The 16363-nt window shown below is 46.8% G+C and carries 14 protein-coding genes; 10 read left to right on the top strand and 4 right to left on the bottom strand.

Going from position 1 to position 16363, the window contains the following annotated elements:
• The 3 genes from gatA to FWJ59_RS00795 form a co-directional block, all read right to left on the bottom strand.
• Positions 1–1383: Asp-tRNA(Asn)/Glu-tRNA(Gln) amidotransferase subunit GatA (gene gatA / locus FWJ59_RS00805; RefSeq protein ID WP_414480081.1), on the bottom strand; the 1383-nt coding region annotated here is incomplete at its 3' end.
• A gap of 150 nt (positions 1384–1533) precedes the next feature.
• Positions 1534–1833, bottom strand: coding sequence for an Asp-tRNA(Asn)/Glu-tRNA(Gln) amidotransferase subunit GatC (gatC, locus tag FWJ59_RS00800; RefSeq protein ID WP_414480080.1), 300 nt, complete (start codon positions 1831–1833; stop codon positions 1534–1536).
• 153 nt (positions 1834–1986) lie between these two features.
• On the bottom strand, positions 1987–2874 hold the full coding sequence (locus tag FWJ59_RS00795) for a helix-turn-helix domain-containing protein (protein WP_414480079.1): 888 nt from the start codon (positions 2872–2874) through the stop codon (positions 1987–1989).
• A gap of 170 nt (positions 2875–3044) precedes the next feature.
• On the opposite strand from FWJ59_RS00795, the gene FWJ59_RS00790 reads away from it, so the two are divergent.
• The gene (locus tag FWJ59_RS00790) at positions 3045–4334 is read left to right on the top strand and encodes a Gfo/Idh/MocA family protein (RefSeq protein WP_414480078.1); all 1290 of its coding nucleotides are present in this window, start codon (positions 3045–3047) and stop codon (positions 4332–4334) included.
• 171 nt (positions 4335–4505) lie between these two features.
• On the opposite strand, the gene FWJ59_RS00785 is transcribed toward FWJ59_RS00790, so the two are convergent.
• Complete coding sequence (locus FWJ59_RS00785; RefSeq protein WP_414480077.1) at positions 4506–5771, bottom strand: methyl-accepting chemotaxis protein; 1266 nt, start codon at positions 5769–5771, stop codon at positions 4506–4508.
• A gap of 217 nt (positions 5772–5988) precedes the next feature.
• Between FWJ59_RS00785 and FWJ59_RS00780 the strand changes: the two genes are divergently transcribed.
• The 9 genes from FWJ59_RS00780 (at position 5989) to FWJ59_RS00740 (ending at position 16360) form a co-directional block, all read left to right on the top strand.
• Entirely contained in the window at positions 5989–7920 is a 1932-nt protein-coding gene (locus FWJ59_RS00780) for an aconitate hydratase (protein ID WP_414480076.1), read from the top strand.
• A gap of 22 nt (positions 7921–7942) precedes the next feature.
• Positions 7943–8659, top strand: coding sequence for a GntR family transcriptional regulator (locus FWJ59_RS00775; protein WP_414480075.1), 717 nt, complete (start codon positions 7943–7945; stop codon positions 8657–8659).
• Between the two features lie 166 nt (positions 8660–8825).
• Entirely contained in the window at positions 8826–9464 is a 639-nt protein-coding gene (locus tag FWJ59_RS00770) for a redox-sensing transcriptional repressor Rex (protein WP_414480074.1), read from the top strand.
• A 49-nt stretch (positions 9465–9513) separates the two neighbouring features.
• On the top strand, positions 9514–10254 hold the full coding sequence (locus FWJ59_RS00765; protein ID WP_414480073.1) for a PRC-barrel domain-containing protein: 741 nt from the start codon (positions 9514–9516) through the stop codon (positions 10252–10254).
• A gap of 232 nt (positions 10255–10486) precedes the next feature.
• Positions 10487–12028, top strand: coding sequence for a VanW family protein (locus FWJ59_RS00760; RefSeq protein ID WP_414480072.1), 1542 nt, complete (start codon positions 10487–10489; stop codon positions 12026–12028).
• A gap of 160 nt (positions 12029–12188) precedes the next feature.
• Complete coding sequence (locus FWJ59_RS00755; protein ID WP_414480071.1) at positions 12189–13268, top strand: type I phosphomannose isomerase catalytic subunit; 1080 nt, start codon at positions 12189–12191, stop codon at positions 13266–13268.
• Positions 13265–14638 carry an RsmB/NOP family class I SAM-dependent RNA methyltransferase gene (locus FWJ59_RS00750; RefSeq protein WP_414480070.1) on the top strand — a complete coding sequence of 458 codons (1374 nt, stop codon included), beginning with the start codon at positions 13265–13267 and terminating at the stop codon, positions 14636–14638. The genes FWJ59_RS00755 and FWJ59_RS00750 overlap by 4 nt, the downstream gene beginning before the upstream one ends.
• Positions 14639–14702: 64 nt before the next feature.
• On the top strand, positions 14703–15185 hold the full coding sequence (locus FWJ59_RS00745) for an Lrp/AsnC family transcriptional regulator (protein WP_414480069.1): 483 nt from the start codon (positions 14703–14705) through the stop codon (positions 15183–15185).
• Positions 15182–16360, top strand: a complete 1179-nt coding sequence (locus tag FWJ59_RS00740) for an aminotransferase class I/II-fold pyridoxal phosphate-dependent enzyme (protein ID WP_414480068.1) — start codon at positions 15182–15184, stop codon at positions 16358–16360. The genes FWJ59_RS00745 and FWJ59_RS00740 overlap by 4 nt, the downstream gene beginning before the upstream one ends.
• Positions 16361–16363 lie beyond the last annotated feature (3 nt).

Genomic DNA, 16363 nt, shown 5'->3' with positions numbered 1-16363 from the left:
AAATCGGTTTGCTATGATCTGAAGCCCTATGGGCAAGGAGCTGCTGTCAAATCCGCAGGGGATTGATATGGCGGGAAGCCCGGCGACATTGACGGGGACGGTGAATATGTCCTCCATATACATTTGAACCGGGTCGTTTATCTTCTCGCCTATCCTGTAAGCCGTTGTTGGGGCTACAGGGCCTATGATGACGTCGTATTTCTCGAAAACTTTGTTAAACTCACGGGTTATGAGGGCTCTGGCTTTGAGAGCCTTTTTGTAATATGCGTCATAATGTCCCGAGCTCAATACATAGGTGCCCAGCAGTATCCTGCGCTTCACTTCGGTACCAAATCCCTCGCTCCTTGACCGCATGCAGAAGTCCAGCATATCCTTGGGATTGGCAGTTCGGTAACCGAACTTTACGCCGTCGTATCTGGCCAGGTTGGAGCTGGCTTCGGCCAGGGCTATTATGTAATATGTGGGCACCACATACTCCATGATGGGGATGGAAATTTCCTCGCACTCTGCTCCTAGACTTGAGAACACCTTGGCGGCGTTGAGCACGGCATCCCTTACGTCCTTTTGCACGTTATCGGCGATGAATTCACGGGGTATGCCGATTTTCATCCCCTTGATGTCGTTGATAAGCGCTTTTGTGTAGTCGGGATGCTGCCTTCTTGAAGAGGTCAAATCCATGGGGTCATGGCCGGCTATAGCGTTTAAAATCAGTGCACAATCGGCTACCGTCTTAGCTAAGGGGCCTATCTGGTCGAAGGAGGACGCATAGGCTACAAGGCCGAACCTTGAAACCAGGCCGTACGTCGGCTTTAAACCGACGCAGCCGCAAAAGGAGGCCGGTTGCCTTATGGAACCGCCGGTGTCCGAGCCTAAGGCGTATATAGCCTCGCCTGCAGCTACTGCGGCTGCCGATCCGCCGCTCGATCCGCCTGGTACTCTTTCTGTGTTCCATGGATTTTTGGTCTTCTTAAAGTATGAGCTCTCTGTGGAACTTCCCATGGCAAACTCGTCCATGTTGAGCTTGCCGAGCACCACCGCTCCGTTGTCGTAAAGCTTTTTGACCACATGGGCATCGTAAGGCGGCACGAAATTGCCTAGCATCTTGGATGCGCAGGTGGTGGGTATACCCTTGGTGCATATGTTGTCCTTAATGGCCATGGGTATGCCCGCCAGGGGGGAGTTTAAAGCGCCCTCGTCTATCATCTTTTGAACCTTTTCGGCCCGTTCCATGGCCTGCTCTTCGGTTACGGTTATATAGCACCCCAGCTTTGAATCCAACCTGCTAATTCTGTCCAGCATGTGTCTGGTAAGTTCAGGCACGCTGACCTCTTTTTTGCTTATCAATTCATGAAGCTGAGTTATGGTGTATTCATGAAGTTTCACGAGTTTCCCTCCGTTCTGTTAAGCGTTAAATGTTTACCGTTTAGAATAAGATTTGTGAACAAAGCTTTTTAATCTTTTAGGCTTTGTCTGGCTCTTGAAGGTATGAAGATAACGGAGAACCTAAGGATGGTTTGTCTAAAATTCTTGATATTATTCGACCACCCGCGGTACGGTAAAGTACTCCGAGCCCTTCTCCTCTTCGGGGTGCAAAAGCTCTTCCCTGTCATAGGACTTGTCTACTACATCGTCGCGCAAAGCCTTTTCGAAGGCGTCCTCGTCCATGCTCAAAAATTCCATAGCATCTATATTGGATGTATCGAGTTCTTTTAGCTTGTCGAAATAGGAGATGATTCTGTTTATGTCAGAAACCATGCTGCTTTCCTCCTCTTCGTTAAGCTGCAGCCTTGCCAGCATTGCAATGTATTTGATCACTTCTTTTGTTATTGCCATAGCGCTGTACCTCCATTGCTAAAATTACATCGTTAAAATTAATTACGTTCTATATAGGAGGATAAACTTTTTATTTAAGGGTTTCAAGAACTATTTTTAGAAATTTTGAATTTATATAAAAAATTTTGAAAAGCTAAAGTTGCTTAAATAGAATTAACGTCGTGCTGCCAGTTTTCTGCCAAGGTTGACGCTTTTTCTATAATCGGACGGGGATAGGGAAGTGATGCTCTTGAAGGTCCTTCCAAAGTGTGCTACGCTTCCAAACCCTACCCTTTGAGCTATATCTATGATTTTTAAATTGGTGCTTTGCAGTAGTTTTTGAGCTTCCTTTACCCTTATGAGGTTTAAATATTCCACCAAATTGAAACCTGTTACCCGTTTAAATGTTCTGCTCAGGTAATATGGGCTTATATAGAAGGTTTTGGACAGCGCATTGAGGCTGATCTCATCGCTGTAATGGTTGTTGATATACTGTACAATCTCCAAAATCTTTTGATGCAGGGGGTTGGGCGTTTCGATAGCCTCTGCCAGCGCCTTTCTTTTTTGTTCCCTGAAGCGTAGGAGCAAAACCAGAAGCTCAATTAGATAGGCTTTGAGGCAGATGCTGGCTCCCAGCGTTTTTGCTTGTCTTTCCTGCAACATCTTATTGAGCAGGTGTTCCACCATCATCTGTTCATAAGGTTCCAACCTGATAACTGGCCTGTCCATGTCGAAGACCTGCAGGAGTAGGTTTTTCTCCTCGGGAGATAGGGCATTCAAGGCCTCGTCTGAAAATTCTACTAAAAGCCTTTCGTGGTCGGGGATGGAGCTGTCAATGGTTCTGTGAACTACATTTTTGTATATGAGAACTATATTGCCCTTTTTTACGGTGTAGATTCTGTCCTGAATGAAATAGTTTCTTTCACCGTTTAGCAGATAATATATTTCATAATGTTGATGGTAATGCTGAACCGGCATGGTAAAATGTCCCTGTCTCTTCGAATGGGTAACGTTTATTAAAAATGTAGTACACCTTTCCTCCTGGAGGGTGTGTGGTACCATTTTTCCTTTATCCTCCCTTCCAATTAAATATTAACTCAAATTTGCCGATTTATAAAGCAAAATATGTAGTATTTTTATGGAATTAAGCAAAAAATAAGCAGAAGTTATAAAAATATTGCTCTATAATGGATGAAAAAAGAGATGTGAATTTGAAAAGGAGGTAATAAGATATGGCTAGAAGAAAGAGATATGCCATGGTAGGTATAGGCGGCAGGGCCAGGTTGTATTACGGAGCCATTGCTAGCACATTTAAGGATACCTGCGAGCTGGTCGGTTTTTGCGATATAAATAGGGTACGCATGGATTATGCCAACAAGGTTTTGCAGGAGGAATACGGAGCAAAGCCGGTGAATACTTATACCCCTGATCAATTCGATGACATGATCAAAAATGAAAAACCGGACGTAGTTATCGTTACTTCCATTGATCGCACCCATCATATTTACATCATTCGGGCCATGGAGCTAGGCTGCGATGTAATAACCGAGAAACCCATGACCATAGACGAGGTGAAATGCCAGGCAATACTGGATGCGGTCAAGAGGACCGGCAAGAATTTGAGGGTAACCTTTAACTATCGCTATGCACCTCATAACACAAAGATAAAGGAGCTTATCATGAATGGCACCATAGGCGATGTGCTATCGGTGCACTTTGAATGGCTGCTGGATACCCGCCACGGTGCCGATTACTTCAGGCGTTGGCACAGGGACAAGCGCAACAGCGGTGGATTGCTGGTTCACAAGGCTACCCATCACTTCGACCTGGTCAACTTCTGGCTCAATACCCAGCCCAAGACGGTATTCAGCATGGGAGACCTCATGTTCTACGGCCGTGAAAATGCCGAAAAGCGAGGCATATACAAGTTCTACTATCGGGCATACGGCAGTGAGATTGCCAAGGACGACCCCTTTGCCATCCATCTGGAGAAGAATCCTCAGCTTAAAGCCATGTACCTGGATGCCGAAAAGGAAGATGGTTACTTGCGGGACCAGAGCGTGTTTGGCGATGGTATAAGCATTGAGGATACCATGGCAGTCATGGTTCGCTACAAGAACAATGCCATCATGACCTATTCGCTTAATGCTTATATGCCATGGGAAGGCTTCAGGATAGCCTTCAACGGCAATAAAGGGCGTATACAGGCCACGGTGGTGGAGAACACCTATATAAATGCTGGCGGCGATGTAACAGAGGAGGGTGCTGTAAGGAAGAAGAGCATCACGGTATTCCCGATGTTTGGAGCGCCCTACAACGTGCCCATTGAGGAGGGAGAGGGAGGCCATGGCGGAGCCGATCCCATAATGCTCAACTACCTGTTTGGCACTCCGGCTGAAGATCCCTTCAACAGAGCGGCATCGCATATAGACGGTGCTATGTCCATATTGACGGGCATTGCGGCCAACAAGTCCATAAGGACGGGAATGCCGGTTGACATAGATGACCTGATTGACCTATGATGATTTATCTTTGATTTTGATATGGAAATGCCCTGGATGATGCACTTTAGCAAAATCCAGGGCATTTTATTTAGCTATCCTTGATGAGCATAAAACTCTTGTGTGGCCTGTTATTGTTTGCCTGTATTTGTTAAGGATAAACGCATAAATGCCGTTGGGGTATCATGCCATTTATATTTTATAGATATCAACGTATTTACGGAGCTCCAGGGATAGCTCGTTTAGGGTTCTTGAATAGGATGCGATTTGCTCTATTACGCTTCTCTGTTCGGTGGTGCTGGCTGCTACTTCCTGGCTGGCGGCGGCAGCCTGCTGGGAGACAGCCGAGATGTTCTGTATGGCATCTATCACCTTATTCTTATCCTCTTCTATGGCAGCCATGGATTTACTTATGTTGTTTATGCGGCTTATTATATTTTCGATGCCTTCCGCTATGGTATGGAACGCTTCGTAGGTGTTGTCCACCGCTTTTACTTGGTTTTCCATGACGGCACTTACCGAATCCACTATTGTCGACGCTTTATCGGCTTCCTCTATGATGTTTGACATGATTTGTTCCACCTGTTCGGTGGCTTTTTTGGTGGCATCGGCTAGTTTTCTGACCTCATCGGCCACAACCGCAAAGCCTCGACCGGCTTCTCCCGCTCTGGCAGCTTCTATGGCCGCATTGAGGGCTAGCAGGTTGGTCTGCTCTGCTATATTGTTGATGGTGCTGACAAATTCCCCTATGTTCTTGGACTTCTCGACAAACGAATTGATAAATTCCAGCACTTTGGTAGCGGCTGTCTGACTTTGTTCATTGGATTGGCGCAAGGTTTTGACCGCTTCAAGGCCCTGTTCATTTAATGCGCGCATATGGTTAGAATCTTCCACCATTTTGTTGGTATTTTCATATACTAGTTGGATCTGTTCTGATAGGCTGGTTATTAAGTTTACACCTCTTTCGGCCTCTGCAGCCTGTTCTGAGGCCCCGTGGGCGATCTCGTTCATGGATGCCGATATATCATCAATGGCCTGATTAACCCTGGTGGTGTTGGTGGTTAAAAGCTCTGATGCCTCCACCAATCGTCTGGTAATGTTTTTCAATGAAGACATTATGGATTTGAGGTCAGCTATCATGTTGTTGAAACTGGTTGATACTGCTTGCAGGTCTTCAAACCCCGAAAAGTCCACCGTGTAGGAGAGGTCCCTGTTCTTTATGCGATCCATTATGTAGGCTATGGATTCTACCTTTGAGCGTACTGCTTTCATCAGTAAGTAAGCTATGAGTTCCAGTATGGCCAATTTGAATAAGAGTAGGATGATGACGCTTATGATGCTGAGGTGTGGCATGATAAGCTTTTCTAGTATGGTAGCTACTGCTGCCAGTACTGCTGCAAATATAAACGGTTGTTGTATGGCCAATTCCGTGATTTTCTGTTTTAACCGTTCCAGCATTTCCATATGCCTCCTTTTTGTCATGTTTTCAACATGATTTTATTTTTATTATATCATAATATATAGATTGGTAAAATAAGACTTTATTACCCTTTTCATCTTATAAGTTGCGGAGCAGCGTTTATGGGCCACAAATTCGTTGACATAGTTTGTATAATTGTATACAATTAATGTGACCATGGTATATGGCTTTTATTTTGGCAAAGGGGGATTGATAATGGGCAAAAATATAGTGCAGAAAATCATAGAAAGCCATCTCGTATCCGGCAGAATGATACCCGGAGAGGAGATAGCCATTTCCATTGACCAGACTCTGACGCAGGATTCAACTGGAACCATGGCTTATCTTCAGTTTGAGGCCATGGGCGTGCCGCGGGTGAGGACCAAAAAATCGGTGGCTTATATAGACCACAATACCCTTCAGACGGGTTTTGAAAATGCCGATGACCACAAATACATTCAAACGGTGGCAGCCAAATACGGTATATATTTCTCCAGGCCCGGTAATGGGATTTGTCACCAGGTACATCTGGAGCGTTTTGCCAGGCCGGGATGGACGTTGCTGGGTTCTGACAGCCATACGCCCACAGCCGGTGGAATCGGCATGCTGGCTATCGGGGCTGGAGGGCTGGATGTGGCGGTAGCCATGGCAGGAGGACCTTATTATCTCACCATGCCCAAGGTATGCAGGGTTTGGCTTAAGGGAAAGCTGCAACCGTGGGTAAGCGCCAAAGACATCATCTTGGAGCTGTTAAGAAGGCTTACCGTTAAAGGCGGTGTGGGCAAGGTCATGGAATATGCCGGCGAAGGCGTTGCCACACTGACGGTGCCCGAGAGGGCTACCATAGCCAATATGGGTGCAGAGCTGGGTGCCACTACCTCCATATTTCCCAGCGATGAGGTGACCAGAGCTTTCATGAGGGCGCAGGGGCGCGAACACGAATGGATTCCCCTTGAGGCTGATCCTGATGCTCAGTATGATGAGGAGATCGAGATTGACCTGAGCGCATTGGAGCCGCTGGTAGCGCAGCCCCATAGCCCTGACAACGTAGACACCGTAAGGAATGTTGGGCCTATCAAAGTTGACCAAGTGGCAATTGGAAGCTGTACTAATTCCTCCTATTTGGATCTAATGCGCGTGGCTAAGATACTCAAAGGTAAAACGGTGCATCCCGATGTCAGCCTGGTGATTGCTCCTGGATCCAAGCAGGTTTTTACCATGCTGGCACGCAACGGAGCCCTGGCCGACCTGATAGCAGCTGGTGCACGCATTCTGGAGTGTGCCTGTGGGCCGTGTATCGGCATGGGACAGGCGCCAGCTACCAATGGGGTGTCGGTGCGGACCTTTAACCGCAACTTCTACGGGAGAAGCGGAACGCCAAGCGCAAAGGTTTATTTGACCAGCCCCGAGGTGGCGGCTGCTACCGCCCTGACCGGCGTGTTGACCGACCCTCGTACTCTGGGCGAGTATCCTGAGGTCGAAATGCCCGATGCCTTCGAGATAAACGACAACGGGATCATTCCGCCTGCACCCGAAGGGGTACATGTAGAAGTGGTACGGGGGCCCAACATCAAGCCTTTCCCTGTCAACAAGGAACTTCCCAATATAGTAGAGGGCACGGTATTGCTTAAGATGGAGGACAACATCACTACCGACCACATCATGCCATCCAATGCCAAGCTGTTGCCTTACCGGTCTAATATACCTTATCTTGCCGATTATTGCCTTACTTTGGTGGATAAAGATTTTCCCGAGCGCGCCAGGAAAGCGGGTGGCGGTTTCCTAGTGGCCGGGCACAATTACGGGCAGGGTTCCAGCAGGGAGCATGCAGCTTTGGTGCCTTTGTACCTCGGGATAAAAGGTGTAATAGCAAAATCTTTTGCCAGAATTCACATGGCAAACCTTATAAATTCGGGGATATTGCCTTTGACATTTGTGGATGAAAAGGATTATGATGATATTGATCAGGATGATCGCCTTGTCATTGAAAATGCCATTGGGCAGATAAGGCAAGGCAACGTGATCATCGTTAAAAATCTCACTAAGAATAAGGAGATAAAGGTGGGGTTGAATCTTTCGCCCAGGTTAAAGGAAGTCATACTGGCAGGAGGCTTGCTCAATTATACTCGGAAAAATTCTGGACAATAAAAAGTCTAGAGAGTGAGGTATTATGGAAAATATTGAAGAGAATGGTGTGGCGAAAGCCAAGAGGTTTGCCAGGCTGCAATCGCTGGAGAGATATTCCCTGCATTCATATGTGTTTAATTACATTAGAGATGCCATATTGGATGGCCGCTACAAGCCTGGCGATGCGCTGGTTGAGACCAGGCTGGCAGAAGAGCTGGGTGTAAGCAGGACCCCCATACGCGAGGCTATCAGGCAACTAGAGCTGGAAGGGCTGGTGATTTCCATCCCCAATAAGGGAGTGGTGGTAAACGGATTTTCTCAGCAAGATATAGATGATATATATACCATACGTTCCATGCTTGAAGGGTTGGCGGCTCGATGGGCAGCCCAGCGCATAGACCAGCAAAAGCTCAAAGAATTGGAAGAGATCGTGGAGCTGATGGGGTATTATACCAAGAAAAACGACTTTGAGCAGCTTACCCAGCTGGATACGCGTTTTCATGGAGTGATATACGAGGCCTGCGACAGCAAGGTACTTAAACATCTGCTGGACAACCTGCTTAGGTATGTGGAACAGGCACGGCGCGGTTCTTTAAAGGTGCCCATGCGAGCATGTCAGTCATTAAATGAGCATAGGAGCATTTTTGAGGCGATTATGAAAAGGAATGCGGCAGAAGCTGAAAAGTTTATGGCAAAGCATATTTCTTCTGCCATTTTAAACCTCCACTCTCTTATGGGACAGAATGAAAAAGAGAATTGAGGGGAAAGCATTTCCGGTTTTGAAATAAGCCGGGAATGCTTTATTTTTAGTTTCATATTGAACTTGACGGTATTATTTGTTACACTGATATCGATGGAAATAATTTTAAAATAAGGGGATTGGCCTGCTTTAAACGGCGTTTAACCCGTGTGGAGGTGGTTTTATGATGGAAAGAAGTAGGCGCAGAGTTTCCGAGGCAGTCATAAGGAGGTTGCCCAAGTATTACAGGTATCTTATGGAGCTTAAGAAAAATGGCGTAAAAAGGGTGTCATCCAACGAGCTGGGGCAGAAGATGGGACTTACTGCATCGCAGATCAGACAGGACTTCAACTGTTTCGGGGGGTTTGGGCAACAGGGATATGGTTATAATGTGGCAGAGCTGTGCGAGGAGTTTAAAAAGATCCTGGGGTTGGACAGGCAGTACAACATGGTAGTGGTAGGAGCAGGAAATTTGGGTCAGGCTCTAGCAAATTACAGCGGTTTTGAAAGAGAAGGCTTTTTTATAAGAGCCATGTTCGATGTCAATCCCCGTTTGATAGGCATGTCCATACGCGGTATCGAGATCTACGACGTGGACGATTTAAGGAGCTACGCTGCAAGCCATAATATAGATATAGGAGTGATCTGTACCCCAAAGGAGAAGGCACAGGAAGTCGCCGAACTTTTGGTGAGCTGTGGCATAAAGTACATCTGGAATTTCGCTCCCATTGATGTCGTTTTACCCGATGATGTCATAGTTGAAAATGTTCACTTGAGCGACAGCCTCTACATATTGTCTTATAGAATCAATGCCACAAAATCCTAAGTGGAATGAATGATAAGACGACAATAGGGGTATGATCGGGGTTGATAATATGAAAGCTATGCATGATGTTGAAGGGTTGCCGGTTATATGCGTAAGGGAAGGTATTGAGTGTGGCAGGGTTAGGAAGTTGCTGATAAATTGCTATGAAGGGAAGGTACAGTACCTCATCATCGAAGATGAGGAATGGTATTTAGGGGCCAAGCTATTGCCCTTTGATAAGGTGTTAGGGATAGGGTCCCATGCGGTCATTACCGAGAGCCGGGAAAATATATTGCATTTCTCGCAGGTTGAGGAAGCCCTTGATTTGATAGAGCAGGGCATGAGCCTCGAGGACGCCAGGGTCTACACTCAAAGGGGCGAGTACCTGGGGAATGTACAAGAATATTACTTCGATGAAAGCGATGGAAGGATTGTAAGATGCCAGCTATACGCCCAAAACCAAAAAGATTTAGAATTGAATTCCTCCCAGGTTGTTACCTATGGTAATGGAATACTGATTGTCAGCGATGGCGTTAGTGATGGAGCCGATAATGCAGGCGATAAACCGCGTGGAGAAGTTTATCAACTTGCGGGAAACGCCAATGATGAGCAATACAAATATAAAGGCTCTTCTTTATTCGAGCAAAAGCAAAGGCGATTCCTTCTGGGGAAGAGGGTTACTAAGAGGATAATGAGCGAGAGGGGAGAATTGTTGGCTGCTGAGGGGGATATAGTGACCGAGGAGCTTATAGATAAGATAAAAGCCGAGGGAAAGCTTGTCGAGCTCACCATGAATATTGAGGCCGTATAAAAGGATCCATATAAAATCAAGCTTAACGGTGCTGAAGTAAAACTGTTACGAAAGTTTTAAAAAACTTTACGGTTTTGCTTCAGACTGTTAAGCTTCTATTATTTTATGGCGTAATGTATTTACTTCTGTCTGAGGTTATTCTACTATATAAATAAATTGTGCGAAAGAGAAAGTAATAAACGTCACATAAAAATAAAACGGGGGATCCCTCTAATAAGTGGAGGTAAGATGGATGCAATCTACGACTCAGTCTAAGCGGCAAGCTGTAAAGAGAAGGGCTGTACGCCGTAAGAAAAAAGATGGGATATATAAAGCGGCATTGATGATATTGTTTACAATCATTTTTTTAGCGTCTTTGGGAATAGGGGCTTTTGCCTATCGCATTTTAAACAGCGACCGATTTTATCCAGGAGTGACGGTTGACGGCATACCGCTGCAAGGGTTGACATTTGAGGAAGGGTTGAAAGCCGTAAGTGACCGTCATCAGCCCCAGTTGGATGCCATGAAGTTAGTACTGCGCTATGGAGAGCTGGAGTGGGAATACACCTACAGGGATATTGGCGCCAGTTTCAACATAGAGGAAGTAGTGGGAGAAGCCTATCAGGTGGGAAGACGGGGCAACATCTTTCAGCGGCTTATGGATATATATGAAGCCAGGAGAAATGGGAGACATTTTACTACTACCTTGACATACGATGTCTCACTTCTTGAAGATGAACTGCAGACAATTGCCAAGCAGATAAACGTTGAACCCGTTGACGCCCAAATCGAGTTTCATCCCGACAGTGACCCAAAGTTTACTTTTACGGAAGAGGTCATAGGGAGAGGGATGCTGGTTGAACAGGCTATGGCCGATATAAAGGCCAAGGTGGATGCGATGGACTTTACTCCTTATGAGATCCCGGTTCAAACGCTTTACCCCAAATATACTCTGGAAGAGGTTAAAACTTGGACCAGCAGGATTGCCGTTTATTCCACCAAGTTGAGTGGAACGCCTCAGAGGATTCATAATATAACCCTTTCCTCGAAAAGCTTTGATGGACTTCGCCTTGATCCAGGGGAGGTGTTCTCATTCAACGAAGCAACGGGTCCCAGGGATAAAGCCCATGGGTATTTGGATGCTCCGGTCATCAAAGAGGGCAAAAAGCTGGTGAATGAACCGGGGGGAGGTAACTGTCAGACTTCTACCACTTTGTATGGCGCTGCTATACGCGCTGACCTGGAGATAGTGGAGAGATGGCATCATTCATGGCCTTCTACTTATACCGAAGTGGGGCAGGATGCTACGGTGGATTATCCCAAGCTCGACCTGAAGATCAAAAACAACAAGGATACGCCGGTATTTTTCAACAGGTATATAAAAGGTGGAAGGCTTTACGTTGAAGTATACGGCAAGGCGCCTACCGATTACGATAAGATAGAGGTGGTATCGGTAATATTGCAGCAGACCGAAAAGCCAGCCGAAAAAGTGGTGCAGGACAACACTTTAAATCCCGGAGAGGAGATTATAGAATACGAGTCTAGGCCGGGAATCAAGGTTCAGACCTACCGCGTGTATTATAAGGATGGAAAGGAAATCAAGAGGGTCAAAGAGGCATACAGCAATTATCCCAGGATTGTGGGACTGAAAAGAGTAGGCCCGCCAAAACCTGCCGAGGAAATTCCTGAGACTCAAATTCCTTCGGAGACGCAAAAGCCGGGTGAGCAGGCTGATGACAATGGAAACAACGGCGGTGAGTTCACAGCCGAAAACGGCGCCGATGGGCAGGCTTAAATGTTAGATTTTGCGCTTCCGGATTTAACCGGAAGCTTTTTAGTTGAAACATCATCCTTCATTTTTTGGCCTTGAGTCGTTATAATAAATAGGGTAACTGATAATTGATCGGCAAAATTTTTCGATGTGAATGAGGATTAGCGGTGGGGAGGAGACCATCGTGCTGTATCCATTGCTATTTGATCCCATATTAAAGGAGAAGATATGGGGTGGTAGCACTCTTTATGAGAAATATGGCAGGAAGCTTCCGTCTAATAAGATAGGAGAAAGCTGGGATGTAGCCTGCCATCCCAACGGTACCAGCGTGGTTGCCAATGGCCCTTTAATGGGAATGAACTTGAGGCAGCTCATCGATTCCTATGGAAGCCAGCTATTGGGACAAGAGGTACACAAGAGATTTGGGAATGAGTTTCCTTTGCTCATAAAGCTTATTGATGCTAGCGAAATTCTGTCTGTGCAGGTGCACCCGGATGATGAATATGCGGCGTTGCATGAAGATGGTCGATCGGGAAAGACCGAGATGTGGTATATAATCCATGCACAGCCTGGTGCCAGCCTGATCTATGGCCTTGTGCCTGGAACCACCAGGGAAGAGTTTGAGGAGGCCGTAAGGGCTGGACGGTTGGAGAAATACCTGAGAAGCGTCGAAGTGCAGGCTGGAGATGTTCTGTATATACCGGCAGGGGTGGTGCACGCCATAGGGCCAGGAATTCTCATCTGCGAGATTCAACAGAATTCCGATACCACCTACAGGGTGTATGACTGGAACCGGCTAGGGGATGATGGCAAGCCCAGGACGCTTCATGTGGACAAAGCGCTGGATGTGATAGATTTCAGTGGCAGGCTTGCAAAAGATAAGCTATCAGGGCTGCCAGTTGAAGAGGAGGGCGGCAGGCGTATATACTATGTGGCTTGTAGTTATTTTGCTGTACAAAAGCTGGAATGCCATAGCTGTATGAAAGAGACGGCCGATGGGTCTAAATTCTTTACGTTGACGGTGGTGGAGGGGCAGGGGGAGATAACTTACAGCCGGGGAAGCCAGCCCTTTAAAGCTGGAGATTCGGTACTTATACCTGCTTGTTTGGGGGATTATGTGATTGAAGGGAAGTGTACCATAATAAAGGCGTTTGTTCCCAATAAGGAAAAAGACATAATTGAGCCGCTTAAAGCTAAAGGCTTTACCCAAGATCAGCTTAAGGACATTGCAGGTTTGTTTGAAGGAGATGATGCGAAAAGGTGACCAATTTGCCTGAGGCTTTTATGGATAAGATGAAGGGCATTTTAGGCCCAGAATATGCCGAGTTTATGGGGTGTTTTAAAAATCCGCCGTATCAGGGATTAAGGGTGAACACGTTGAAGATCGCTCCGGAGGATTTTTTATCCATTGCACCTTTTGAGCTGAAGCCAGTTCCATGGGCCGAAGCTGGCTTTTATTATGGCAATGAGGATCGGCCGGGCAAGCACCCTTACTACTATGCAGGGCTGTATTATATTCAGGAGCCCAGCGCCATGGCGCCGGCTGAGCTTTTAGGAGTAAAGCCGGGGCATAAGGTGCTCGACTTGTGCGCTGCGCCCGGAGGAAAGTCATTCCAAATAGCTGCGCGGCTGAAAGGGGAGGGCTTTTTGCTGTCCAACGAAATCGATGCCTCCCGCGTTATAGTGCTGGGTGAAAATCTGGAGAGGTTGGGTGTCAGAAATGTTGCTATTACCCAGGAAACGCCGGGCAGGCTGGCGGCGGTGTTCAAGAATTACTTTGACCGCATACTGGTGGATGCTCCCTGTTCGGGCGAAGGCATGTTTCGAAAGAGGCCGGATATGTGCTCAGTGTGGTCTTATACCCTACCTGATAGGCTCAGCGTAAGGCAAAAGAGCATATTGAAGCATGCAGCTGAGATGCTGGCTCCGGGCGGCAGAATGGTGTATTCCACCTGTACCTTTTCTCCCGAAGAAAACGAAGGGGTAGTGGACTGGTTTTTAAAGGAACACCCCGATTTTTCGCTGGTGGATGATGTGCGCTTCAGATGGTTTGACAGGGGAGTCCCCGAATGGGCAAGCGGGAATCCGGAGCTTGCAAAAGCTTATCGGCTTTGGCCGCATAAGATAAAGGGTGAAGGCCATTTTATGGCGCTGTTTGAAAAGAAGGCGGATGGTGGTAGCAGTAGCCTACCCCTTTTCTATAAGCGCAGGGGGATAAGCAAGCTGCCGCTTGAGTACGAGCGTTTCGTTAAGGAATATATGAGAGAGCCCATAGAAGGCTATCTTTATATGCGCAAGGAACAGCTGTACTGGATACCGCCTTCCCTTCCCGACTTAAGCGGGCTTAAGGTATTGCGACCGGGCTTAAGGCTGGGGACCATCAAAAAGGGTAGGTTTATACCTGGCCATGCCCTGGCTATGGCATCCAGGAAGGAATCGGTAGTACAAACCATTGAATTTTCAAGCGATTCAGAAGAGGTAGTGCGATATCTGGAAGGGTTTACCCTTACAGGATTTGATGGAAAGGGATGGGTGTTGGTAACGGTGGATGGCTATTCTTTGGGATGGGGTAAGCTGTCCGATGGCATGCTGAAGAATTATTATCCCAAGGGTTTAAGGCGTGTATTGACGTAAAGGATAAACAGGTGATACAATTATCCAAATATATACCTTCATGTGAGAATGGGAGGATTGGCTTATGGTCAATGAAATTCTTGAAATATTGAATGAGGACAGTAGAAGAACCCCTGAAGAGATAGCAGTGATGCTGGGTACCGATGTGGAGACCGTTAAGCAAAAGATAGAGGAGCTGGAGAGAAACAAGGTTATAGTTAAATACAATACCATAATAAACTGGGATAAGACCGACCGTGAATACGTGACTGCCCTTATAGAGGTAAAGGTGACCCCCCAGAGGGATCAGGGTTTTGATGCCATCGCGGAGCGAATTTATAAGTTTCCCGAGGTTAAATCGGTTTACCTTATGTCGGGAGACTATGATTTGGCTGTAATGGTTGAAGGGCGAACCATGAAGGAAGTGGCTTTTTTCGTAGCCGAAAAGCTGTCTGTGCTGGATTCAGTGCTTAGCACGGCTACCCATTTTGTTTTGAAGAAGTATAAAGTAGAGGGAGTTGTGTTGGAAGACGAAGAGAAGGATTACAGGCAGGTGATCGTACCATGAACGTAGAGAGTATGATTGCTGAACGGGTGAAGGAGGTACCGCCGTCGGGCATACGGAAATTTTTTGATATAGCCAGCGAGATGGAAGGCGTCATTTCCCTAGGAGTGGGAGAGCCCGACTTCATAACTCCATGGAATGTGCGCGAGGCGTGTATCTATTCCCTGGAAAAGGGAATGACGTGCTATACCTCCAACTGGGGGATGCCGGAGCTCAGAAAGGCCATAAGCTGCTATTTGAGCAGGCGGTTTGGGCTTGAGTACAATCCAAAGAACGAAATAGTGGTGACCGTTGGTGCTAGCGAGGCCATAGATCTGGCGTTGCGGGCCATCCTCAATCCGGAGGATGAGGTTTTGATACCCGATCCTTCATATGTGGCTTATATGCCCTGCGTCCATTTTACAGGAGCCAAGGCCATACCAGTGGAGTGTAGGCCCGAAGATGAGTTTCGCTTGATCCCGGAAAAGCTGGAAGAGAAGATAACTTCCAAGACCAAAGCGCTGATTTTACCCTATCCCAATAATCCTACTGGAGCTGTTATGACTCGGGAGGATTTAGAAGCAATTGCGCAGGTACTGCGCCGCACTGATATTATAGTCATATCCGATGAGATTTATGCGGAATTGACATATGGCTATAAGCATGTCAGCATTGCAAGCTTGCCAGACATGAAAGAACGTACAATAGTCATAAACGGCTTTTCCAAGGCCTTTGCCATGACGGGTTGGCGAGTGGGGTATGCTGCAGGTCATCCCGCCTTGATCAGCGCTATGGTGAAGATCCATCAATATACTGCTCTATGTGCTCCTATAATGGCCCAGGTGGCGGCCGTTGAGGCCCTTAGAAAGGGATTCGAAGATGGTTTTGCTTCGGTGGAGTATATGGTCAGGCAGTATAATATGCGGAGAAAAGTAATGGTAAACGGCTTCAGGGAGATAGGGCTGGAATGCTATGAACCCAAAGGGGCATTTTACGTCTTCCCCTCCATAAAGAAGACCGGCATGACATCCGAGGAGTTTTGCGAAAAGCTGTTGAGGGATCAAAAAGTCGCTGTAGTCCCGGGCAGTGCTTTTGGAGCCAGCGGTGAAGGATTTATAAGGTGTTCCTATGCCTATTCTATCGACAACATCAATGAAGCCATAAAGCGCATAGGCAACTTTTTAAAAAAGATATTGTGATTG

Origin of the sequence: Caldicoprobacter sp., from assembly GCF_047459465.1 — a bacterium.
GTDB lineage: Bacteria > Bacillota > Clostridia > Caldicoprobacterales > Caldicoprobacteraceae > Caldicoprobacter.
Note: the sequence above shows the minus strand (reverse complement) of the source record. Positions and strands in the feature narration are given on the sequence as shown.